General features: G+C 70.4%; 14 protein-coding genes, 2 tRNA genes and 4 pseudogenes. 9 read left to right on the top strand and 11 right to left on the bottom strand.

What is annotated here, in order from left to right; translation table 11 throughout:
- The 3 genes and pseudogenes from DJ81_RS08540 to DJ81_RS08530 form a co-directional block, all read right to left on the bottom strand.
- Positions 1–120, bottom strand: a pseudogene (locus DJ81_RS08540) (glutamine-hydrolyzing GMP synthase subunit GuaA); the annotation flags it as partial.
- Positions 121–1,694 (bottom strand): annotated as a pseudogene (locus tag DJ81_RS08535) (CTP synthase).
- Between the two features lie 168 nt (positions 1,695–1,862).
- A complete protein-coding gene (locus DJ81_RS08530) occupies positions 1,863–3,134 on the bottom strand; it encodes a PQQ-binding-like beta-propeller repeat protein (protein ID WP_094527311.1) in 1,272 nt (423 codons plus the stop codon).
- 123 nt (positions 3,135–3,257) lie between these two features.
- Here DJ81_RS08530 and DJ81_RS08525 point away from each other — a divergent pair, with 123 nt between their 5' ends.
- Positions 3,258–3,692 (top strand): hypothetical protein, encoded by a 435-nt coding sequence (locus DJ81_RS08525; RefSeq protein ID WP_094527310.1) that lies wholly within the window; start codon positions 3,258–3,260, stop codon positions 3,690–3,692.
- Positions 3,693–3,958: 266 nt separating this feature from the next.
- Here DJ81_RS08525 and DJ81_RS08520 read toward each other — a convergent pair.
- The 4 genes from DJ81_RS08520 to DJ81_RS08505 all read right to left on the bottom strand — a co-directional run bounded on the left by DJ81_RS08520 (position 3,959) and on the right by DJ81_RS08505 (position 6,639).
- Positions 3,959–4,066 (bottom strand) — tRNA-Leu (locus DJ81_RS08520).
- Positions 4,067–4,246: 180 nt separating this feature from the next.
- A tRNA-Leu gene (locus tag DJ81_RS08515) sits at positions 4,247–4,330 on the bottom strand.
- An 85-nt stretch (positions 4,331–4,415) separates the two neighbouring features.
- Positions 4,416–5,621 (bottom strand): endonuclease/exonuclease/phosphatase family protein, encoded by a 1,206-nt coding sequence (locus tag DJ81_RS08510; protein WP_094589272.1) that lies wholly within the window; start codon positions 5,619–5,621, stop codon positions 4,416–4,418.
- 100 nt (positions 5,622–5,721) lie between these two features.
- Positions 5,722–6,639, bottom strand: coding sequence for an EamA family transporter (locus DJ81_RS08505; protein WP_094523781.1), 918 nt, complete (start codon positions 6,637–6,639; stop codon positions 5,722–5,724).
- Positions 6,640–6,757: 118 nt separating this feature from the next.
- Between DJ81_RS08505 and DJ81_RS08500 the strand changes: the two genes are divergently transcribed.
- Both DJ81_RS08500 and DJ81_RS08495 read left to right on the top strand, forming a co-directional pair.
- Positions 6,758–7,318 carry a DUF309 domain-containing protein gene (locus DJ81_RS08500; RefSeq protein WP_094589271.1) on the top strand — a complete coding sequence of 187 codons (561 nt, stop codon included), beginning with the start codon at positions 6,758–6,760 and terminating at the stop codon, positions 7,316–7,318.
- Between the two features lie 127 nt (positions 7,319–7,445).
- On the top strand, positions 7,446–8,249 hold the full coding sequence (locus tag DJ81_RS08495) for a succinylglutamate desuccinylase/aspartoacylase family protein (RefSeq protein WP_094523779.1): 804 nt from the start codon (positions 7,446–7,448) through the stop codon (positions 8,247–8,249).
- 19 nt (positions 8,250–8,268) lie between these two features.
- On the opposite strand, the gene DJ81_RS08490 is transcribed toward DJ81_RS08495, so the two are convergent.
- Positions 8,269–8,664 carry a cupin domain-containing protein gene (locus tag DJ81_RS08490; protein ID WP_094523778.1) on the bottom strand — a complete coding sequence of 132 codons (396 nt, stop codon included), beginning with the start codon at positions 8,662–8,664 and terminating at the stop codon, positions 8,269–8,271.
- A gap of 135 nt (positions 8,665–8,799) precedes the next feature.
- Here DJ81_RS08490 and DJ81_RS08485 point away from each other — a divergent pair, with 135 nt between their 5' ends.
- Together DJ81_RS08485 and DJ81_RS08480 are read left to right on the top strand one after the other, a co-directional pair.
- A complete protein-coding gene (locus DJ81_RS08485; RefSeq protein WP_094527308.1) occupies positions 8,800–9,981 on the top strand; it encodes a M50 family metallopeptidase in 1,182 nt (393 codons plus the stop codon).
- A 91-nt stretch (positions 9,982–10,072) separates the two neighbouring features.
- Positions 10,073–10,345: a glutaredoxin family protein gene (locus DJ81_RS08480; RefSeq protein WP_094589269.1), complete on the top strand. Its 273-nt coding sequence runs from the start codon at positions 10,073–10,075 to the stop codon at positions 10,343–10,345.
- Between the two features lie 54 nt (positions 10,346–10,399).
- On the opposite strand, the pseudogene DJ81_RS08475 reads toward DJ81_RS08480, so the two are convergent.
- Positions 10,400–11,518, bottom strand: a pseudogene (locus DJ81_RS08475) (DUF1508 domain-containing protein); the annotation flags it as partial.
- Between the two features lie 116 nt (positions 11,519–11,634).
- Here DJ81_RS08475 and DJ81_RS08470 point away from each other — a divergent pair.
- Both DJ81_RS08470 and ligA read left to right on the top strand, forming a co-directional pair.
- Positions 11,635–12,798 (top strand): amidohydrolase family protein, encoded by a 1,164-nt coding sequence (locus DJ81_RS08470; RefSeq protein WP_094589267.1) that lies wholly within the window; start codon positions 11,635–11,637, stop codon positions 12,796–12,798.
- Positions 12,799–12,891: 93 nt separating this feature from the next.
- A complete protein-coding gene (gene ligA, locus DJ81_RS08465; RefSeq protein WP_094589266.1) occupies positions 12,892–15,072 on the top strand; it encodes an NAD-dependent DNA ligase LigA in 2,181 nt (726 codons plus the stop codon).
- A gap of 55 nt (positions 15,073–15,127) precedes the next feature.
- Here ligA and DJ81_RS08460 read toward each other — a convergent pair whose 3' ends face one another.
- On the bottom strand, positions 15,128–16,543 hold the full coding sequence (locus DJ81_RS08460) for a GntP family permease (RefSeq protein WP_094523772.1): 1,416 nt from the start codon (positions 16,541–16,543) through the stop codon (positions 15,128–15,130).
- Between the two features lie 306 nt (positions 16,544–16,849).
- Between DJ81_RS08460 and DJ81_RS08455 the strand changes: the two genes are divergently transcribed.
- Both DJ81_RS08455 and DJ81_RS08450 read left to right on the top strand, forming a co-directional pair.
- The gene (locus tag DJ81_RS08455) at positions 16,850–17,878 is read left to right on the top strand and encodes an ABC transporter ATP-binding protein (RefSeq protein ID WP_249269104.1); all 1,029 of its coding nucleotides are present in this window, start codon (positions 16,850–16,852) and stop codon (positions 17,876–17,878) included.
- Positions 17,875–18,705, top strand: coding sequence for an ABC transporter permease (locus tag DJ81_RS08450; protein ID WP_094523771.1), 831 nt, complete (start codon positions 17,875–17,877; stop codon positions 18,703–18,705). Before DJ81_RS08455 ends, DJ81_RS08450 begins: the two co-directional genes overlap by 4 nt.
- Before the next feature lie 25 nt (positions 18,706–18,730).
- Here DJ81_RS08450 and DJ81_RS08445 read toward each other — a convergent pair.
- Positions 18,731–20,022 (bottom strand): annotated as a pseudogene (locus tag DJ81_RS08445) (O-acetylhomoserine aminocarboxypropyltransferase/cysteine synthase family protein).
- Positions 20,023–20,155: the final 133 nt, after the last annotated feature.

Below are 20,155 nucleotides of genomic sequence, written 5' to 3'. Positions count from 1 at the left end.
GAGCGTCGCCGCGACCGAGGAGTCGACCCCGCCGGAGAGGGCGATCACGGCGTTCGCGTCGCCGATCGCTTCCCGGATCTCGGTTATCGCCTCGTCGATGAATGCCTCCGTCTCGACCATCTATAGCCTCACGTCCGCGTTCCGCTCGGTTGTGTCCGTCGATCCCAGCGCCGCCTCCACGAGGGCGACGAACGGCGGGCTCGCGCGGTCCGGCCGCGCCCGGAGAAGGTCAGCCCGTCGGCCTCCAGCTCCTCGATGTACTCGGGGTTCACCTCGTAGCGGTGGCGGTGACGCTCCGTGCAGGAGTCGGCGTCGTACACCCGCGCCGCGAGCGTGCCGGGCTCGATGGCGGTCTCGTGGGCCCCGAGCCGCATCGTCCCGCCCATGTCCTCCGTCTCGTACTGTTCCGGCAGCAGGTCGATGACCGGATAGGGCGTGTCCGGGTCGATCTCGGCGGAGTGCGCGCCCTCCAGCCCGAGCACGTGGCGCGCGTGCTCGACGACCGCCATCTGGAAGCCCAAGCAGAGCCCGAGGAAGGGGACGTCGTTCTCGCGGGCGTACCGCACGGCCTCGATCTTCCCGTCCGTGCCGCGGGAGCCGAACCCGCCGGGGACGACGACCGCGTCGGCGGACGCGAGCCGCTCCTCGTGGCGCTCGGTGGTCTCGTCGGCGTCGACCCAGAGCACGTTCACCTCGGTCCCGGTCTGGATCCCGGCGTGTTTCAGCGCCTCGTGGATCGACATGTACGCGTCTTCGAGGGCGTACTTGCCGACGAGGGCGACGTCGAGCTCCTCGTCGCGGTCGCGGGTGACCAGCTCGCGCCACTCCGTCGAGCGCTCCGCCTTCGGGAGCGCCTCCTCGGCGAGGCCGAGCCGCTCCATCACGTGCTCGTCTAACCCCTCGTCTTCCACCATCAGCGGGACGTGGTAGATGTCCTCGACGTCCGGGTTCGAGAAGACGGCGTCCGTGGGCACGTCGCAGAACAGGGCGATCTTCTCTTTCGTCTCCCGGTCCAGCCGGTCCTCGGAGCGGCCGACCAGGATGTCGGGCTGGAGCCCGATCGAGCGCAGCTCCTTCACCGAGTGCTGGGTCGGCTTCGTCTTCTGTTCGCCGTTCTTCGAGTAGGGGACGAGCGTGACGTGGGTGAAGAGGATGTCCTCGTCGTCCTCCTCGTGGGCGAACTGCCGGAGCGCCTCGAGGAAGGGCATCGACTCGATGTCGCCGACCGTGCCGCCGATCTCGACGAGACAGACGTCGGACCCCTCGGCGGCCTCCCGGATGCGGCGCTTGATGTCGTCGGTGACGTGCGGGATGATCTGGACGGTCTTGCCGAGGTAGTCGCCGGCGCGCTCGCGCTCGATGACGTGCTGGTACGTCTTCCCCGTGGTGACGTTGTGGTCGAACGTCATGTCGGTGCCGAGGAAGCGCTCGTAGTTGCCCAAGTCGAGGTCGACCTCGCCGCCGTCCTTGAGCACGTACACCTCGCCGTGCTCGTAGGGGTTCATCGTCCCGGCGTCGACGTTGAGATAGGGGTCCACCTTCACCGCGGTGACGTCGAAGCCCGCGTTCGCGAGGAGCCGCCCGGTGCTGGCGGCGGTGATCCCCTTCCCCAGCCCGGACATGACGCCGCCGGTGACGAACACGAACTTCCGACCCAGCGACGGGTCGTACCCTGTGTCGGGATCCGTTGGCATATCGACCGTCCGTCAGGGGCCGGCAAAACCGTTTCGGACCCTCCGTTTCAAGTGGACGTTCGTGACGTTACGCGGCGCACCGACGGTCGCCGTCGGAAGTCGGCGGCGAGTCCCAGACGGGTCGCCGTCGGAAGTCGACCGTGGAGCCGAGGCAGGGCGCTGACCGCGCTACTCCGGCGCGGCGAGCTTGTAGCACATCCCGGCCTCGTCGGAGTCCTCCGGGGCGCGCTCGGCGTAGTAGACCGCGTCGTCGGTGACGAGCGGTGCGCTGGTGACGTCGCCCTTCCCCTCGACGGCCCACGTCACCGAGCCGTCCGCGCGGTCGAGCGCGTAGAGGTGCGCGTCGTACGAGCCGGCGAGCACGTGTCCGTTCGTCGCGGTGACGCTGCCCGTCACCCAGCCGTTCACCGGGGTGGACCACTCCTCCTCGCCGGTCGCGAGGTCGATCGCGTACACGTTGCCGTCGTGGCTCCCCACGTAGACCGTCCCGTCGTGAACCGCGGGCGCGCACATGACCATGTCGTCGGTCTCGAACTCCCAGAGCCCCGTGCCGTCGGCGACGTCGACGGCGGTGACCGTCTCCGCCCACGACGGGACCACCGCGATCCCGCGACTGACCGCGATCGGCGCCTTGACGTCGCCGCCGGTGTCGTAGGTCCAGGCGCGCTCGCGGTCGGAGACCGACCACGCGTAGACGTGACCGTCGTTCGAGCCGAAGAGGAAGCGGTCGCGCTCCAAGTCGACGGCGACCGTCGAGTGCGGGTGGTCTGTCGGCCGGTCGTCGCGCCACTCCACGTCGCCGGTCTCGGCGTCCATGACGACGACCGTCCCGCTCGGCGTCGCGTACTCGACGGCGACGTACAGCCGCCCCTCGTGGTAGGTCGGGCTGGCGGCGGCCGCGTCGCCGACGTCGGTCTGCCACAGGATCTCGCCGTCCGCGACCGACACCGCGGAGACGACGCCGTCGTAGGTCCCCACGTAGGCCGTGCCGTCCGCGATCGCGGGAGTGCCGTGGCTCCCGCGGGCGTCGTCGGAGATCGAGGTCGACCAGTTCGGCTCCCCGTCGGTCGCGATCGACTGGACGCGGCCCGTGTCGTCGGCGACGAGGACGTCGCCCGACGGCGCCAGCATCGGGCTTCCCTTCGAGGCGGTGTGGTCGCCGCGGTTCGCCGGCACCGCCCACCGCACCTCCACGGTCTCCGGAACCGTCGCGTCGATGTGGCCGTGGTTCCGGAGCCCCTGTCGGAACTGCGAGGCGAGTCCGTCGGGCGACTGCGGCCGGTCGTCGAGGGCCAGCGGGAGGTCGACGCCCTCGAAGTCGGAGTCCCCGTCGTCGCCGTCGCCCGACGGGTCGCCGCCGAGCGCGCTACACCCCGCGAGGCCCGCGACGCCGACGCCGCCGGCGACGCGGAGCCAGTCGCGTCGCGTCCGTTCGGTCATGGGGTCCGGTTCGCGGGTGAGGATAAAAAGGCATGCCGCTCGGACGCGGGCGGCAGGGCGGCGCGCGGGAACCGATCCCGCGGCGAAAAGCACTCGTGGCTCGCGGCCGCACCGCTCGCCGTCATGAACTTGTCCCCGATACCCCCCGCGGTCGCGGCGGTCGCCGCGGTCGCGACCGCCGTGACGCGTCGCCTCCCGCCCCTGCTCGTCGGGTCGTCGATACCGAGTCCGTCGGCGGAGCGCATCGCGCTGTACACGCTCGGCGGGCGCTTCGTCTCGTTCGCCCTGATCTACGGCCTCCTGCTCGGCGTCGCCGTCGCGGTCGGGAGTCGCCGGGCGTCGACCGACGGCGACGGGGCGACCGCGCTGGCGACGGGCGTCGTCGCCGCGGTCGCGTACCTCGTCGCGAGCGCCGCCCTGCTGGTCGTCCTCGATCCGAACCGCGTCCTCACGAACGCGGTCGCCGGGGTCGGCTCCGCCGTCGGCGTCGGCGTCCAGCTGGCCGTCGTCGTCTTCGCCGGGCTCGCGCTGGCGGATCGTCGGCAAACCGGTGCGTAAAGGGCATAAAACGACGAAGTGACCTTCCCGCGGCTCGTCGGTTCGAGTGTGAGATTTTGCGAGGGAAGAGCGCTCCGAGAGCGTCTTCCGCATCACGGGGGTGGACCCCGGCGATGCGAGGGGAGGGATTTGAACCACGGTCGCGCCAGAGGCGCTCCCTGATTCAAATCTTCCCCCCTTGTGCATTCGCGCGTTGTGGACGCGCTCATGCGAGGGGAGGGATTTGAACCCACGGACCGCCGCGAGACGGTCCGGCTCGCTTCACTCGCCGGCTGCGACTCGCGTGCTCTCGTTCGCTCGCGGTGCTCGCTCACGAGACCTCTACAGGAGCGGATCTTGAGTCCGCCGCCGTTTCCGGGCTTGGCGACGCCGGCGGCTAGGAGTGAATCGGGTGTGAGATTTTGCGAGGGAAGAGCGCTCCGAGAGCGTCTTCCGCATCACGGGGGGTGGACCCCGGCGATGCGAGGGGAGGGATTTGAACCACGGTCGCGCCAGAGGCGCTCCCTGATTCAAATCCTCCCCCCTTGTGCATTCGCGCGTTGTGGACGCGCTCATGCGAGGGGAGGGATTTGAACCCACGGACCTCTACAGGAGCGGATCTTGAGTCCGCCGCCGTTTCCGGGCTTGGCTACCCTCGCACGCAGGCGGACCGACGCCCCCGCGGAGATTTAAACCACCGATTTCCGCGCCGGCGACCCGCGGGGGACGGGCTCGCGGGACCCGTTACTCCGGAGCGACGTCCGCCCACACGAGACGGTGGTCGGAGGCGGCGGTCACGTCGTCCGAGAGCCCGCGCTTGTTCGCGTTCGCGCTCGGCCAGACGACAGAAGACGAACGCAGGGAGAGATCCGGCGAGGGAAGCACCCAGTCGACGTGGGCGATGCCGAACTCGCCGAAGTCCGCCGTCGCGTCCGGGTCGCCCTTCTGTGCCCCGCCGGGGCTGGTGGGAAGGCTGCGGCTGTCGAAGTCGTCGTTCTCGATGAAGTACTTCGTCGCCGGGTCGAGCGGCTCGTCGCCGGGGCCGGCGTTCATGTCGCCGAGGAGAACGTATGAGGCGTCGTCGCTAAGCCCGCCCTCCGTTCCGGAGTCGTCGTAGATGTAGTCCGCGCCGGAGACGTAGTCCGCCCAGAACCGGTTCTCGTCGTGGTTCCAGCGACCGTTGAAGTTGTTGGCTCCGTCGAAGCCGGTCGGCGTCGGGTGTGAGAACAGGCCGTGGACGGTGTCGCCGTCGACGTCGAACGGCACGTCGATGTGCGTCTTCGAGGAGAGCCGGAAGGCGCCAAGCTCCGCCTCGGTCAGGTAGATATTCCCTTCCGAGGTGTCGACACCGTCGTCGTCCGCGAGCGGGATCAGGTTGTCGGGCATGTCCGCCCACAGGAACTCCTGGAACGACCGGATCGCGTCCTCGTCGAACGGGTACCTGCTCGCGATGCCGAACGCGTACTGGCCGGGATAGACCCCGAATCCGAAGGCGTCGCCGGGACGCTCGCCGGCGACGCCGTCCTTGTTGAAGTCGTAGTCGTCCTCCGAGAGGAGTCCGGTGTTGCTCTCGGGCTGAAGGGTGTACTCGTACTTGATCCCCTCCAGGTTCTTCCTCTGCGGCTCGCTGAGGTAGTTGTCGACGAACGCCTCGACGTTGGTCTGATCCGTGGGGACGGAGTCGTCGACCGTCGCCTCCTGAACGTTGTTCGCGAGCTCGTTGACGACGAGCACGTCCGGGTCGATCTCCTGTATCACGCGGGCGGCGGCCGCCGCCTGTTCGTCGCCCTTCTCCTGTACCTGGCCCGTCTCGAAGTTTTCGACGTTGAACGCGGCGAACCGCGGGATGGGCGCGTTGCCCCGCCCCGCGGCGGTGCCGACGATGCCGGGCACGGTCGCGGCCCCCCCGATCGCTTTGAGCACGCTCCGCCGTGAGGTATCGTGTGGCATGCGACCGCTTATTTTATTTATCAGATGTTAAATTTTTAAATATACCCCAATTATCTAATGATAATATATTCGGCGTCGGACGGGCGGACTCGCCGCGCCATCACAGCGCGATCATCGAGACGCCGACGACCGCGAGGAGTGCGGCGACGAGGCGGACGCGGAAGTAACGCTCGCCGAGGAGGATCCCGCCGAGCACGACGGCGATAATCGCCTGCGTGTTGATCACGGGCGAGGCGACGCTCGCGGGGAGCGACGCGAACGCGACGGTGGTCAGGTGCTCGCCGAGCGCGACGAGCGCGCCGGCCGCGAGGAACTTCGGCGCGTCGCGGCGGGTCACGGCGGGCGGATTCCGGATCGCGGCGGGGAGCAGCACTAGCCCGGCCCCCGCGAGGAGCAGCGGCACCCACAGCGTCCCGGGGATCGCGAGCTCCTGGAGGGCCACGCGCTTCCCGAGGTCGGCGAGGGCGTAACACGCCGCGCTCACCAGGGCGAGCTGAGCGGGCCGAGAGTGGACGGCGCCGACCAGCGGCGCGAGCAGGCTCCCGGGCTCGTAGTTCGCCACGTAGACGGCCGCCGTGGCGACGACGACGCCCGCGACCTGGATCGGCGCGAGCACCTCGCCGAGCAGCAGCACCTCCAGCGGGAGCACGAACATCGGGACGACCTTGTTGATCGGGGTCACGTAGGAGACGTCGCCGAGAGCGATCGCCCGGAGGAAGAGCACGAACGCGGCCGCGGTCGCCGCCGCGGTCCCGGCGACGACGGCGACCGCCGCTGGGTCGACCGCCGCCATCGACCGGGCGATCCGCCCGGGCGCGGCGGGCGGGTCGCTCGCGATCGCCGCCCCGCCGAGGTCGTTCGTCGCGACGGTCACCGGGAGGAACCACGCGATCGCCGCCGCGTTTATCAGCACCGTGAGCCCGGCGGGCGGATACCCCGAGAACGAGCGCTTCAACACGAATATGTAGCTCCCCCACACGAATGCGGCCCCGATCGCGGAGAGGAGCCCGAAGTCCATCGACCTGTTCGACGTCGGCCGCAGGAAAGAGGCGTTCGATCCCGGCCGCGTCGCGCGCGCGGTCGGGCGCGGCCCGGGCCGCGAAACGGTTACGTCGTTGGGCCCGAGAGGCGTTCGCATGGACGAACACACCCGGGACCCCGGCGTCGCTCCGCCGCTCGGGAACCCGACCGGGTGGCACGCGGGCGGCGACGAGGCGGACCGGTCGGGCGACGGCGACGCGGACGCCGACCCCGCCGGCGACGCCCGGGTCGCCGGCGGTCACTGGGAGCACGCCACGCTCCGCCGGGCGACCGAACACGGCGTCAGGCTGTTCAACGCCGGCGAGTACCACGAATCGCACGACTGCTTCGAGGACGAGTGGTACAACTACGGGAGCGGGACGACGGAGAGCGCATTTCTTCACGGAATGGTGCAGGTCGCCGCGGGCGCGTACAAGCACGTGGACTTCGAGAACGACGACGGGATGCGGTCGCTGTTCGAGACCGCTTTGGAGTACCTCCGCGGCGTTCCGGACGACTTCTACGGCGTCGACGTCGCCGAGGTGCGCGCGACGCTCCGGGCCGCGCTCAACGATCCGGCTGCGCTCGACGGCTGGAAGATCTCGCTGGACGACGCCCGCCCGGAGGCGTACCCGGCGGACTACGAGTACGCCGAGCGGGTCGACGAGGCGCACTGAGGGGCGTCGACGAGGGAGGCTGAGGGGCGTCGACGAGGCGCACTGAGGGGCGTCGACGAGTACGCCGAGCGGACCGGCGGCCGCGGCGATCCGAACGCGACTTACCCGCCGAGCGCGTCCGACGGGTATGGACGTGTACGAACTGGGCGAGGGCGAGCCCGAGGTCGCGGTCGTCGGCGCGATCCACGGCGACGAGCCCTGCGGCGCCCGCGCGGTCCGACGGCTCCTCGACAGCGACGTCGATGTCGAGCGCCCCGTGCGCCTGATCGTCGCCAACGAGGCGGCGCTCGACGCCGGTGTGCGCTACCTCGACGCCGACCTCAACCGGGCGTTCCCCGGCGACCCGGAGTCGGCCGCCCACGAGGAGCGACTGGCCGCCGAGCTCCTCCCCGAGGTCGAGGGGTGTACCACCCTCGCGATCCACTCGACGCAGTCGTCCGCGGAGCCGTTCGCGGTGATCGACTCGATGGACGAGGTCACCCGCGCGGTCGCTCCGCACCTCCCTGTCGACGTCGTCATCGAGACCGACGCCTTCACCGAGGGCCGGCTCATCGAGCACCCGCACACGCTCGAGGTGGAGGCCGGCCTGCAGGGGTCCGACGGGGCCGCGGACAACGCCTACTGGCTGACGCGGGCGTTCCTGGCCGCCACCGGGGCGCTCCCGGCGCCGGGGGCCGAAGACGTGGTCGACGCGGGCGGCCGCGACGACGTCGAGGTGTTCCGGCTCCGCGACCGGATCCCGAAGCCGGACGCCGAGCGGTACGAGGTGTTCGCGCGCAACTTCGAGCGCGTCGAGGTCGGCGAGGCCTTCGCGGCCGCCGGCGACGAGCAACTCCGCGCCGACGAGCCCTTCTATCCCGTGTTGCTGTCGCCGTACGGCTACCGCGACCAGTTCGGCTACGTCGCCGACCGGGTCGGGACGATCGAGTGAGCGGCGAGGGAGCGACGGGTCACTCGACGAGTTCGATCGCGTCGTCGCCGTTCGGCACCGCGCAGATGAACGCCCCCGTCTCGTCGCCGTCGTTCCGGTACCAGTGCTCGACGCCGGCCGGGATGAGGAGCGCGTCACCCGGAGAAACGGCGTGCTCCGTCTCGCCGATCCCGACCACGTACTCGCCGGCGAGCACGTACTGCTCGTGTTCGACCGCGTTCGTGTGACGCGGGACCGCGGCGCCGGGCGCGATCTCGAACCGCCGCATCGCGAAGTGCGGGGCGCCGTCCGACTCGTCTAAGAGCACGCCCTTCCGGAGCCCGTCCGCGGCGTCGACCGCCTCGTACCCGACCTCGTCGCCGCGTTTCAGGACCGCGTCCGATGCGCTCGCCGCTGCGTCAGTGGAGTCTCCCATACCGACCGATCGGCGGCAAGGTGTTTATAAACGACGGCGGCGCGCGTCGGCGTCGGTCGGGCCGAGTCGCCGTCGCGGGTTCTCGGGAGCGTCGGCGTCAGGACGTTTAACCTCCCACCCGACGTATTCGGAGGCATGCGTGGACTCAAGATCGGGACGGCGCTGGGGATCCCGGTCAGGCTCAACTGGACGTTCCTGATCGTGTTGCCGCTGTTCGCCTACCTCATCGGCTCGCAGATCGAGATGATCGCCGACGTGATGAACGAGTCGCTCGGCGCCGGCATCGACCCGGCCGCGCTCGCCGGGGGGCTCACGCCGTGGGCCCTCGGGCTGGCGGCGGCGGTCGGGCTGTTCGCCGGCGTCCTCCTCCACGAGTTCGGCCACTCGATCGTCGCCATGCGGTACGGCTACGAGATCGAATCGATCACGCTGTGGCTGCTCGGCGGGCTCGCCAGCTTCAGCGAGTTCCCCGAGGACTGGAAACACGAGTTCTGGATCGCGATCGCGGGGCCGGTCGTCAGCATCGCGGTCGGCGCCGGCTGTTACGCCGTGTTCGTCCTGGCGCCGGTCGGGTCGAACGCGGTGTTGTTCGTGTTCGGCTACCTCGCGCTGTTGAACGTGGTGCTCGCCGTCTTCAACATGCTTCCGGCGTTCCCGATGGACGGCGGGCGCGTCCTCCGCGCGCTCCTGGCCCGGAACCAGCCGCACGCGCAGGCGACCCAGCGCGCCGCCGCGGTCGGGAAGGCGTTCGCGTTCGTCATGGGGATCGTCGGGCTGTTCAACTTCCAGCTGCTGTTGATCGTCCTCGCCTTCTTCATCTACATCGCCGCCTCCGGCGAGGCCCAGCAGACCACGCTGAAGGCCGCCTTCGAGGACGTCACCGTCGGCGACGTGATGACCGGCCGCGAGGACCTCCACACCGTGCGCGAGAACACCTCGGTCGCCGAGCTGATGAGCCGGATGTTCGAGGAGCGGCACACGGGGTACCCCGTGCTCCGCGGCGAGAGCCTCGTCGGGATGGTGACCCTGGAAGACGCGCGGTCGGTCCGGGAGGTGGAGCGCGACGCGTACACCGTCGGCGACGTGATGGCGACGAACGTCGTCGCGGTCGGCCCGGAGACCGACGCGATGACCGCCCTCCAGACGATGCAGGAGAACGGCGTCGGCCGTCTGCCCGTCGTCGACCGCCAGGAGCGGCTCGTCGGGATCATCTCCCGCTCGGACCTGATGACCGCGTTCAACATCATCCAGACGGGCGGCACCCCGAGCATCATCAGCGGGCGGCGACAGATCGGCGACGACCCCGACGTGTTCTGAGGCGGACCGAGTCCGCGTCGCGTCCACCGACGCGCGGCGGCGCCGATCGGCGACCGAAAGCGACTCGTCGTCGACGACACTACCGGCTCGCATGAGCGATACGGACGCGTCGGTCCCGGTCCCGGTCACGGTGTACACCCGCGAGGACTGCGCCCTCTGTGACGCCGCGCGGGAGGCGATCGAGGAGACCGCCGCCGGGCTCGACGTGGCGATCGACCTCGAGATGGTCGACGTCGACGAGGACCCCGAACTCGCCGACGAGTACGGCGAACGCGTCCCCTACGTGCTGGTCGACGGGCACCCGGCGTTCAAGTACGAAGTCGACGAGCGCGAGCTGCGGCTGAAGCTGCTCGCGGCGTCCTGAACGGCTGAAAAAAAACGGCTCGGCCGGCGACCGCTACGCGACCGTCTCCTCGCCGGCGCCCGGGGCGTTCGTCTTCAGGTTCGTGACGGCCTCGACCGCGTTCGACCGGGAGGCGTACCCCTGGCCGGAGTCGGCCACGATGTTCCCGTTGCGGTGCCGGAGCCGCCAGCGCCACTCCCCGCCTGCGTCCTCGAACAGCTCGAACGTCGCCGCGCTCTCGATCCCCTCGTCCTCGCTCGGAACCGCCACGGCCGGCTCGTCGGCGTCCTCGGGTTCCGGCCCGTCGTCGGCCGCGACGGCCTCCGCCTCCTCGACCGGCGTCTCGATCCGGAGGAGCCCGGCGCCGCGCGCGTTCCGCCGGACGCTGTGGAGCCCCTGCTGTGCCTTCCCGCGGCTGCTGTACCCCTGGCCCGACGTCGCGATCACGTTCCCGTTGCGGTGTCGGAGCCGCCAGCGCGGCTTCCCGCCCGCGTCCGTGAACAGCTCGAAGCGGGCCTTGCTCTCGCGGAGCGACGCCGCCTCGTCGCGCGCGACCGCGACCTCCGCGTCGAGGTCCTCCGCGCGCTCCTCGGCGGCGGCCAACTCCTCTCGCGTCGACGCCAGTTCGTCGCGGACCGACGCCAGGTCAGCCTCCGTCGACGAGAGCTCCTCGCGGGTGGCCTCCAGTTCGGCGCTCGTCTCGTCGCGCTCCGCCGTCGCGGCGGCCGTCTCGTCGCGCATCTGCTCGTAGTCCTCGTACACCGGATCGGAGAGCAGCGGGACGACCGTCCCCGCGAGCCCGATGAGGAGCAGCCCGACCCCGTACAGCGTGATCACGGTCGAATCGCCGGAGGCGGTGAACCACCTATCGGGGAAGATGTTCACGAACCACACGACACCGAGGACGCTCACCGCCGTCCCGAGGTAGCCGAGGTACGTTCCGGTCCGGCGTAGCGGGAAGCGTATCACCGCCCCGAGCATGACGAACGGCGGCGCCAGCGCGGTCAGCGCGTACGCGATGCCGCGGGTCGTCGTCGCCGACTCGGTGACGAAGAACAGCGCGACGCCGGCGGCCCCGAGCAGCACGCCGACCCCGAACAGCCAGTAACCGTTCACCTCGTCGCTCGTGGTCGGCTCGCCGATCCGTCGCGCGTACAGTCCGCCGCCACGGTCCGGGTTGTCAGGAGTTGGCATGGGTGCGGAGACTTTGACCGTCGGTTTATTACTGATGGTGTGTGACACGATAACAAGTGTAAATTCCGGACTACCGCGACCCGAGCGTTTACCCGTCGAACGGTCCCCCATATGGTATGTACGTACTCCGAGGCGGACGGGTCGTCGACGCGGCGGGGAGTCGCGAGGCAGACGTGGCAATCGCGGACGGCGAGATCGTCGCGGTCGGCGACGACGTCGACGACGCGGGTGACGTCGACGAGGAGATCGACGCCGCCCGGAAGACCGTCGCGCCCGGGCTGATCGACGCGCACGTCCACGTGATGATGGACGGCCGCCCGGACGTCTCGACCGCGGTGTCGGAGAGCGACTACGCCGCGAGCTACCGCGCCGCGAGCAACCTGCGGGCGGCGGTCGAGGCCGGAGTCACGACGGTCCGCGACCTCGGGAGCAGAGGGACGCTCGCGCTCGACGCGGGCGAGGCGGTCGCCGAGGGCGAACTCGACGGCGCGCGGGTGCTCGCGTGCGGTCGCAACGTCATCATGACCGGCGGCCACGGCAACTGGTTCGGGCGCGAGGCCGACGGGCCGGCGGAGGTCCGGAAGGCGGCCCGCGAGCAGCTGAAGGCGGGCGCGGACGTGCTCAAGTGCATGGCGACCGGCGGCGTCCTCACCGAGGGCGCGGTGACGGGCGCCCCCGAGCTGACGCCCGAGGAGCTGGCGGCGTTCACCGACGCGGCCGCGCCGACCGACACGCCGACCGCGGCCCACGCCCACGGCGAGGCGGGGATCAAGAACGCCGTCGAGGCCGGGATCACGAGCGTCGAACACGGCACCTTCATGGACCGTGAGGCCGCCGAGATGATGGCCGACCGGGGCACCTACTGGGTGCCGACCGCGAGCGCGCTCCGCGGCATCGTCGACAACGGGATCGAGGCCGGGATCCCCGAGGACGCCGTGGCGAAGGCCGAAGACGCCGCCGACCGCTTCGACGACGCGTGGGACCACGCGCTCGACGCCGACGTGCCGATCGCGATGGGCACCGACGCGGGCACGCCGTTCAATTTCTTCGAGGACATTCCCCAAGAGCTGGCGTACATGGTCGACTACGGCCTCTCCCCGGAGGCGGCGCTGGAGGCCGCCACCGTCAACGCCGCCGACCTGCTCGGGCTCGACGACGTCGGTCGGGTCGAAGAGGGATACCGCGCCGACCTCGTCCTCCTCGACGCGGACCCGACCGAAGACATCGAGGCGTGGCGGGAGCCGGCGGCGGTGTTCGCCGCCGGCGACCGGGTCGCGTAGGGCGGGGACCGGACCGCGACCGGGGGCGGTCGACTGGAGTCCGATCGCCCGCGAACGGTCGCTTTTAACCCGAGCCGCCGCAAGGATCGGTCGATGACGAGCGCGCAATCCGGGTCGTCGCCCCGGCACGCGGACCCGGACGAGAACCCCTACGTCGAGTCGCCGCCGACCGACTTCGAGCCGGTCGAGGAGCTCTCGACCGAGGACGCCGCCGGGCAGGCCTCCCTGCTCCGGGCGGCGGTCCGGGAGCACGACCACCGGTACTACGTCGAGGCGGACCCGCTGGTCTCCGACGAGACGTACGACCGGCTGTTCGCCCGGCTCAAAGAGCTGGAGGACGCGTTCGACCTCCCGACCGACGGCTCGCCTACCCGCCGCGTCGGCGGCGAGCCGCTCGACGAACTGGAGACCGTCGAGCACGTCGCGCCGATGCGCTCCATCGACAACGCGACGGAGGCGGAGGCGGTCCGCGAGTTCGACGAGCGCGTCCGGCGCGGGCTCGACGCCGAGGGGTTCGACCCCGACGACGTCGCGTACGTCTGCGAGCCGAAGTTCGACGGCCTCTCCGTCGAGGTGGTGTACGAGGACGGCGTCTACGCCCGCGCCGCGACTCGCGGCGACGGCCTCGAGGGCGACGACGTCACCGAGCAGGTGCGGACGATCCGCTCGGTTCCGGGCCGGCTCCGCGGTGACCCGCCGGGGACGCTGGCGGTCCGCGGCGAGGTGTACATGCCCCGCGACGCGTTCGACGCGTACAACGAGGAGCGGATCGAACGCGGCGAGGAACCGTTCGCGAACCCCCGCAACGCCGCGGCCGGGACCCTCCGACAGCTCGACCCCGCGGTCGTCGCCGAGCGCCCGCTCGACGTCTTCTTCTTCGACGTGTTGGCGTGGGAGGCCGGCGACGGGGCGGCGGAAGGGGCCGAGGGCGGCGACGACGCCGAGCCGCCGGAGCGCCCCGACACCCATTGGGCCGAGTTCGACGCGTTCGACGCGTTCGGGCTCCGCCGCGCCGACCGGGTCGAGCGCGTCGGCGACATCGAGGGCGCGCTCGACTACCGCGAGCGCCTCATGGCCGAGCGCGACGACCTCGACTACGAGATCGACGGCGTCGTGATCGCGGCCGACGACCGGGCGCACCGCGAGGCGCTCGGGTCGACCTCGCGGGCGCCGCGCTGGGCGTTCGCGTACAAGTTCCCGCCCCGAACCGCGACGACGACGGTGGAGGGTATCACCGTGCAGGTCGGGCGGACGGGCCGGCTCACCCCCGTCGCCGAGCTCGCCCCCGTCGACGTCGGCGGCGTCACCGTCTCGCGGGCGACCCTCCACAACCCCGCCGAGATCGAGACGCTCGGCGTGAACGTCGGCGACCGCGTGCGGATCTACCGCGCCGGCGACGTGATCCCGTACGTCCCCGAGGTCGTCGAGAAGCGCTCCGAGGGCGCGTACGAGTTCCCCGAGGCGTGTCCGGTCTGCGAGGCCCCCGTCGAGCGCGACGGCCCGCTCGCCTTCTGCACCGGCGGGCTCGGCTGCCCGGCGCAGCTGGAGCGGGCGGTCGAACACTGGGCGCGGCGGGACGCGCTCGACGTCGAGGGGCTGGGTCCCGAGCGCGTCGAGCAGCTCCGCGAGGCCGGGCTCGTGGAGTCGCTGCCGGACCTCTACGACCTGACCGTCGAGGAGCTCGCCGCGCTGGAGGGGTGGGGGGAGACGAGCGCCGAGAACCTCGTCGCGGAGCTGGAGGCGACGAAGGAGCCGCCGCTCGGCGACTTCCTCGCCGGGCTCGGGATCCCGGACGTGGGCGCGACGACCGCCCGCGCGCTCGCGGCGGCGTTCGGCGACCTCGACGCGGTCCTCGACGCCGACGAGGCGGCGCTTCGCGAGGTCGACGACGTCGGTCCAGAGGTGGCCGAGTCGATCCGGGCGTTCCTCGACAGCGACGAGAATCGGGCGGCCATCGAGGGGCTCCGCGAACGCGGCGTCGAGCCCGAGTCGGTCGAGGTCGAGGCCGGCGACGCGCTCGACGGGCTCACGTTCGTCTTCACCGGGTCGCTGTCGGCGACGCGGAGCGAGGCGCAGGCGCACGTGGAGGCGCACGGGGCGAACGCCACGTCGAGCGTGTCGGGCAACACAGACTACCTCGTCGCCGGCGAGAGCCCCGGGCGGTCGAAGCGAAGTGACGCCGACGCCGAGGGCGTCCCCGTGCTCGACGAGGACGCCTTCGCCGACCTCCTCGCCGAGCGCGGGGTCGCGTGGCCGCCCGAGGACGACGGGTAGCGCCGAGGGTCACCCGGTCGGCGTCGGCGGGAAAACGGACGCCGAGTCGGCCGCGTCAGGCCAGCGGGAGGACCGCGGAGACGATCAGCACGGTGACGAGCCCCGTCACCGAGATGATCGTCGTCAGCGCGGTCCAAGTCTTCAGCGTCTCCGTCTTGGTGAGCCCCCCGATCTCGCTGACGAGCCAGAACCCGGAGTCGTTGAACCACGAGAAGATGTTCCCGCCGGCGCCGATGACCATCACGAGGTAGGCCGGGTGGACGGTCAGCTGCCCGGTAAGCGGCGCCATGATCCCGGCGGCGGTGAGCATCGCGGCCGTGGCCGACCCCTGTGCGATGCGCACGATCGCGGCGATGAGCCACGCCGTGACGAGCAGACCGACCCCCACCTCTTGGAGCGCGCCGGCCAGGTAGTCACCGATGCCGGAGGCCGCGAGCAGCGCGCCGAACGCGCCGCCGGCCGCCGTGATCGCGGCGATGTTCCCGCCGCTTTTCAGGGCCTCGGTGAGCTCGTCGCTCCACTCGCTCCGGCTCATGGTGTCGTAGCGGTAGAACGTGTACGCGGCCGCGAGCGCGGCGACCGTCAGTGCGACGTTCTTGTTTCCGATGAAGTCCGTGATCGGCTGTACCGAGGCCAGGGCCGGAATCGCCTCCTGGAACGTGTTAACGAACGTCGACGACGCTATCAGCAGGACCGCCAGTAGGATCGGCGCCAGCGATTCGAGCATTCCCGGAAGCTCGCTGGTCGGCCGGTCCGCGACCGCCTGTAACTCCTCCGTCGAGGTCGCCATCGTGTCACGCAGCGGGATGTCGAGTCGGCTGTTGATCCAGCGTCCGTACACGAGCCCGGAGACGATCGCCGCCGGAATGGCTGTCACCAGTCCGATGACGATCGTCGTGAACAGGTTGCTTCCGATCTGGTCGGCGACCGCGAGCGGGCCGGGCGTGGGCGGGACGAACACGTGCGTCGTCGCGGCCCCCGCGCCGACGACGACGATGAACAGGGTGTAGTCGCGGCCGACTCGGGCGCGCATCGACCGTGCGAGCGGCGCCATCAGGTAGAACACGCTGTCGAAGAAGACCGGAACCGCGAGCACCGAACTGCTCCCGAGCAGCGCGATATCGGAATTACTCTCGCCGAGTACGCCCTGGAACCCGCGAACGACCCGCTGTGCCGCGCCGCTCTCCAGCATTCCCTTCCCGATGACCGCCGCCATGAGGATCGGTATCCCGATCCCAGCCATTCCGTTCCCGAACGCCGTCGCGACCTCACTCCCGGCGTCCGCGGCGGTGAAGTCCGCGACGAAGATCGTGTTTACCACGCCGACTAGGAACGCCGAGATGATCAGCCCGATGAACGCCGGGAGGTCCAGCCACACGAGCAGCGCGACGACAAGTATCAAACTAATTATAAATGTTAATAATGGACTGTGAGCGAACTGAACAGTCGACTGGAGTGGTACGGGAAGCATCCCGATCGACCTCCCGAAGAGTATTAATTAAAATTTGTGGACTCTACCCGCCGAGTCGGCCTAAAGGTCTCAAATTCTAAATGCGTTCGATCCGTCGTCGAAGCGTCGACGGTGAGGTACGAATAATAGTCATATTATGTAGATGTATTTTTTACTTCAATTGAGCAATCACTTTCGGTTTCCGAGTCCGAGCGTCGCGGGCGTCCGGCGCGTGCTGCACCGCTCGGCTTCGCGACGCCGCTACGCGCCGCTGCCTCGCCGACGAGACCCGCAACCCTTTATCGCGAGACGCGGGAACGGGAATGTATGACCGCCATCGAGCTGCGTGGCGTGCGGAAGGAGTTCGGCGACGTCACGGCCGTCCGTGACCTCGACCTCACCGTACAGGAGGGCGAGGTGTACGGGTTTCTCGGCCCGAACGGCGCCGGCAAGTCGACGACGATCGACATGCTGCTCGACCTCGTCCGCCCGACCGCGGGGACGGTGCGCGTCCTCGGACGCGACGCCACCGGCGACGGGGTCGCGATCCGGCGGCGGACCGGGGTGCTCCCGGACGGGTTCGCCGTGTACGACCGGCTCTCCGGGCGGAAGCACGTCGAGTTCGCGGTCCGATCGAAGGAGGCCGACGACGACCCAGACGCCCTGTTAGAGCGCGTGGGGCTGCTCGACGACGCCGACCGGAAGGCCGGCGGCTACTCGAAGGGGATGCGCCAGCGGCTCGCGCTCGCGATGGCGCTCGTCGGCGAGCCCGACCTGCTCGTCCTCGACGAGCCCTCCTCCGGGCTCGACCCCGCGGGCGCGAAGGAGATGCGAGAGATCGTCCAGCGCGAGGCCGACCGCGGCGCGACCGTCTTCTTCTCCTCGCACATCCTCGAACAGGTCGACGCCGTCTGCGACCGCGTCGGGATCCTCCGCGACGGCGAGCTCGTCGCCGAGGACTCCGTCGAGGGCCTCCGCGGGGCCGTCGGCGGCGAGGAGACGCTGGAGATATCGGTCGGCGACGCGAGCGGGACGGGCGGTGCGAGCGACGCGGCAGTCGAGGCGGTCCGCGCGGTCGACGGCGTCAGCCGCGTCGACCGCGACGGCGACGCGCTCGTCGTGAGCTGCGCCGACGGCGCGAAGACACGCGTCATCGCCGCGCTGGAGGACGCCGGCGTCGACGTCGCCGACTTCCACACCCGGGAGGCGTCGCTGGAAGACCTGTTCCTGGCGTACACGGAAGGCGACGCGGCGGAGGGCGACGCGGCGGAGGGCGACGCGGCTGAGGGCGACGCGGCGGGATCCGACGGCGGACGGCCCGGCTCGGTCGCTCCGGACGAGGAGGTGGCCGAATGACCCTCGCCGCCATCGCGGAGAAGGACTTCCAGGACGCGGTGCGCTCGCGGGGGATGATCGCTCTCGTGGCGCTGTTCTCGCTACTCGTCGCCGTCTTCGCGTTCGTGATCAGGCCGACGGGACAGGGCGAGCAGTTCGCGACGGAGCTCCTCCTCCGCTTCTTCGTCAGACCGTTCCTCGTGACGACGCTCGTCCCCCTCGTCGCGGTCGTGATCGGCTACAACGCCGTGAGCGGCGAGCGCGAGTCCGGCTCCCTGAAGCTGCTCCTCTCGCTGCCGCACTCGCGGGCCGACGTCGTCTTCGGGAAGGTCGTCGGCCGCGGCGCCGCGCTGTCGGTCGCGGTGTTCGTCGGGTTCCTGCTCCCCGCCGCCGTGCTGGCCGTGCTCGCGCAGACCGGGGGGATCGCGGCGTTCAACGTCGGCTCGTACTTCGGGTTCACCGTCTTCGCCGCGGTGCTCGGGGTCGTCTTCGTCGCGATCGCGGTCGGCTGCTCGGCCGCCGCGTCGACCCAGCGGCGCGCCCTGATCGGCGGCGTCTCGATCTACGTCCTGTTCGTGCTGCTGTGGGGTGCCGTCACCGGCCAGTTCCTCGGCGCCGCCGGCGGGATCGTCGACCCGCTCCCGGTGTCGACGGAGCAGGTCCGGACGTTCCTCCGGGTGTCGAACCCGACGACCGGCGTCGAGATCCTGTCGAACGCGTTCCTCGGCGGGCAGCTGTTCGCGGGCGAGACCGTCAACCGACAGATATCGGCGGCGTCGATGCTCGTGTTCTGGACGGTCGCGCCGCCGCTGGTCGGGCTCTGGAAGTTCGACGCCGACGACTTATAAACGAAGGCGGCCGTCTCGCGGCCGGTTACGCCGTCGCGCGCTCGATCGCCGCTTCGAGGTCGGCGACGATGTCGGCGGGGTCCTCGATGCCGACGGAGAGCCGCACCATGTCACCGGTGACGCCGGCGTCCTCCTGTTCTGCTTCGGTCAACTGCTGGTGAGTCGTCGACGCCGGGTGGATGACGAGCGTCTTCGCGTCGCNNGCGACGCGAGGTCGGCGTTCTCGACGGTGCCCTTCGCGGCCTCGTAGCCGCCCTCCAGCCCGAAGGTGATCATGCCGCCGTAGCCGCCCTCCAAGTACTCGCTCGCCTCCGCGTGGGTCTCGTGGCTCTCCAGTCCGGGGTAGTTCACCCACGCCACGTCCCCGTGCTCGTCGAGGTACTCCGCGACGATGCCGGCGTTCTCGCAGTGGCGGTCCATTCGGAGGGGAAGCGACTCCGTCTGCTGGAGCGTGTTCCACGCGTCGAACGGCGACTGCTGGTTCCCCAAGTCGCGCAGCCCGCGGGTGACCGCCGCGAAGGTGAACGCCGCCTCGCCGAACGCGTCGACGTAGTTGATCCCGTGGTACGCGGGGTTGTCCTGCGCGATCTCCGGGAACTTCTCGGGGTACTCGCCCCACGGGAAGGAGCCGCCGTCGACGAGGACGCCGCCGACGGTGGTGCCGTTGCCGGTGAGCCACTTCGTCGTCGACTCCCAGACGAGGTCAGCGCCGTGGTCGAGCGGGCGGCAGAGGGACGGCGTCGCGAACGTGTTGTCGACGAACAGCGGGGCGCCGTGCTCGTGGGCGATGTCGGCGATCCGCTGGATGTCCGGCGTGACGAGGGCGGGGTTCCCGATGGTTTCGATGTGGACGTAGGCGGTGTCCTCGTCGATGGCGTCGGCGTATCCCTCGTAGTCGAGCGGGTCGACGAACCGCGTCGAGACCCCGCGCCGCTCGACGGAGTGGGTGAGGTAGGTGTAGGTGCCGCCGTACAGCGCCGACGAGGAGACGATGTTGTCGCCCGCGGACGCGAGCATGAACGTCGCCAGGTCGAGCGACGCCATCCCGGAAGCGGTGGCGATCGCGCCGACGCCGTTCTCCAGGGAGGCGAGCCGCTCTTCGAGGGCGCCGTTCGTCGGGTTCATGATCCGGGAGTAGACGTTGCCGGCCTCCTCCAGCGCGAACAGCCGGGCGGCGTGGTCGGCGTCCTCGAACTCGTAGGACGTCGTCTGGTAGATGGGCGTGGCCCGGGCGCCGGTCGCCGGGTCCGGGTCGGAGCCGGCGTGGACGCTTCGGGTGCGGAACTCGCGGTCGGGCTGGTCCTCGTCGGATGGCATGGATCGACGTGGGCCCGCCACGTATTTAACTGCGCCCGCAGTTGCCGGCGTTACCGGTTTCTCGGAGACGGCATCGTGGCGTGGCACCGCTGCCGCGCCCGACTCGTGCGAACCGTTAACAGCGTCGAACCGT

Origin of the sequence: Halorubrum sp. Hd13 (assembly GCF_002252755.1) — an archaeon.
In the GTDB taxonomy this organism is placed as follows: Archaea; Halobacteriota; Halobacteria; order Halobacteriales; family Haloferacaceae; genus Halorubrum.
This window is presented reverse-complemented; position numbering and strand designations above follow the sequence as displayed.

What these genes read in the sequence shown, in the direction of transcription:
- DJ81_RS08530 (WP_094527311.1), bottom strand. Translation starts at nt 3,134, where the DNA reads ATGACCGAACGGACGCGACGCGACTGGCTCCGCGTCGCCGGCGGCGTC.
- DJ81_RS08525 (WP_094527310.1), top strand. Translation starts at nt 3,258, where the DNA reads ATGAACTTGTCCCCGATACCCCCCGCGGTCGCGGCGGTCGCCGCGGTC.
- DJ81_RS08470 (WP_094589267.1), top strand. Translation starts at nt 11,635, where the DNA reads ATGTACGTACTCCGAGGCGGACGGGTCGTCGACGCGGCGGGGAGTCGC.
- DJ81_RS08460 (WP_094523772.1), bottom strand. Translation starts at nt 16,543, where the DNA reads ATGCTTCCCGTACCACTCCAGTCGACTGTTCAGTTCGCTCACAGTCCA.
- DJ81_RS08500 (WP_094589271.1), top strand. Translation starts at nt 6,758, where the DNA reads ATGGACGAACACACCCGGGACCCCGGCGTCGCTCCGCCGCTCGGGAAC.
- DJ81_RS08510 (WP_094589272.1), bottom strand. Translation starts at nt 5,621, where the DNA reads ATGCCACACGATACCTCACGGCGGAGCGTGCTCAAAGCGATCGGGGGG.
- DJ81_RS08480 (WP_094589269.1), top strand. Translation starts at nt 10,073, where the DNA reads ATGAGCGATACGGACGCGTCGGTCCCGGTCCCGGTCACGGTGTACACC.
- ligA (WP_094589266.1), top strand. Translation starts at nt 12,892, where the DNA reads ATGACGAGCGCGCAATCCGGGTCGTCGCCCCGGCACGCGGACCCGGAC.
- DJ81_RS08490 (WP_094523778.1), bottom strand. Translation starts at nt 8,664, where the DNA reads ATGGGAGACTCCACTGACGCAGCGGCGAGCGCATCGGACGCGGTCCTG.
- DJ81_RS08450 (WP_094523771.1), top strand. Translation starts at nt 17,875, where the DNA reads ATGACCCTCGCCGCCATCGCGGAGAAGGACTTCCAGGACGCGGTGCGC.
- DJ81_RS08495 (WP_094523779.1), top strand. Translation starts at nt 7,446, where the DNA reads ATGGACGTGTACGAACTGGGCGAGGGCGAGCCCGAGGTCGCGGTCGTC.
- DJ81_RS08505 (WP_094523781.1), bottom strand. Translation starts at nt 6,639, where the DNA reads ATGGACTTCGGGCTCCTCTCCGCGATCGGGGCCGCATTCGTGTGGGGG.
- DJ81_RS08455 (WP_249269104.1), top strand. Translation starts at nt 16,850, where the DNA reads ATGACCGCCATCGAGCTGCGTGGCGTGCGGAAGGAGTTCGGCGACGTC.
- DJ81_RS08485 (WP_094527308.1), top strand. Translation starts at nt 8,800, where the DNA reads ATGCGTGGACTCAAGATCGGGACGGCGCTGGGGATCCCGGTCAGGCTC.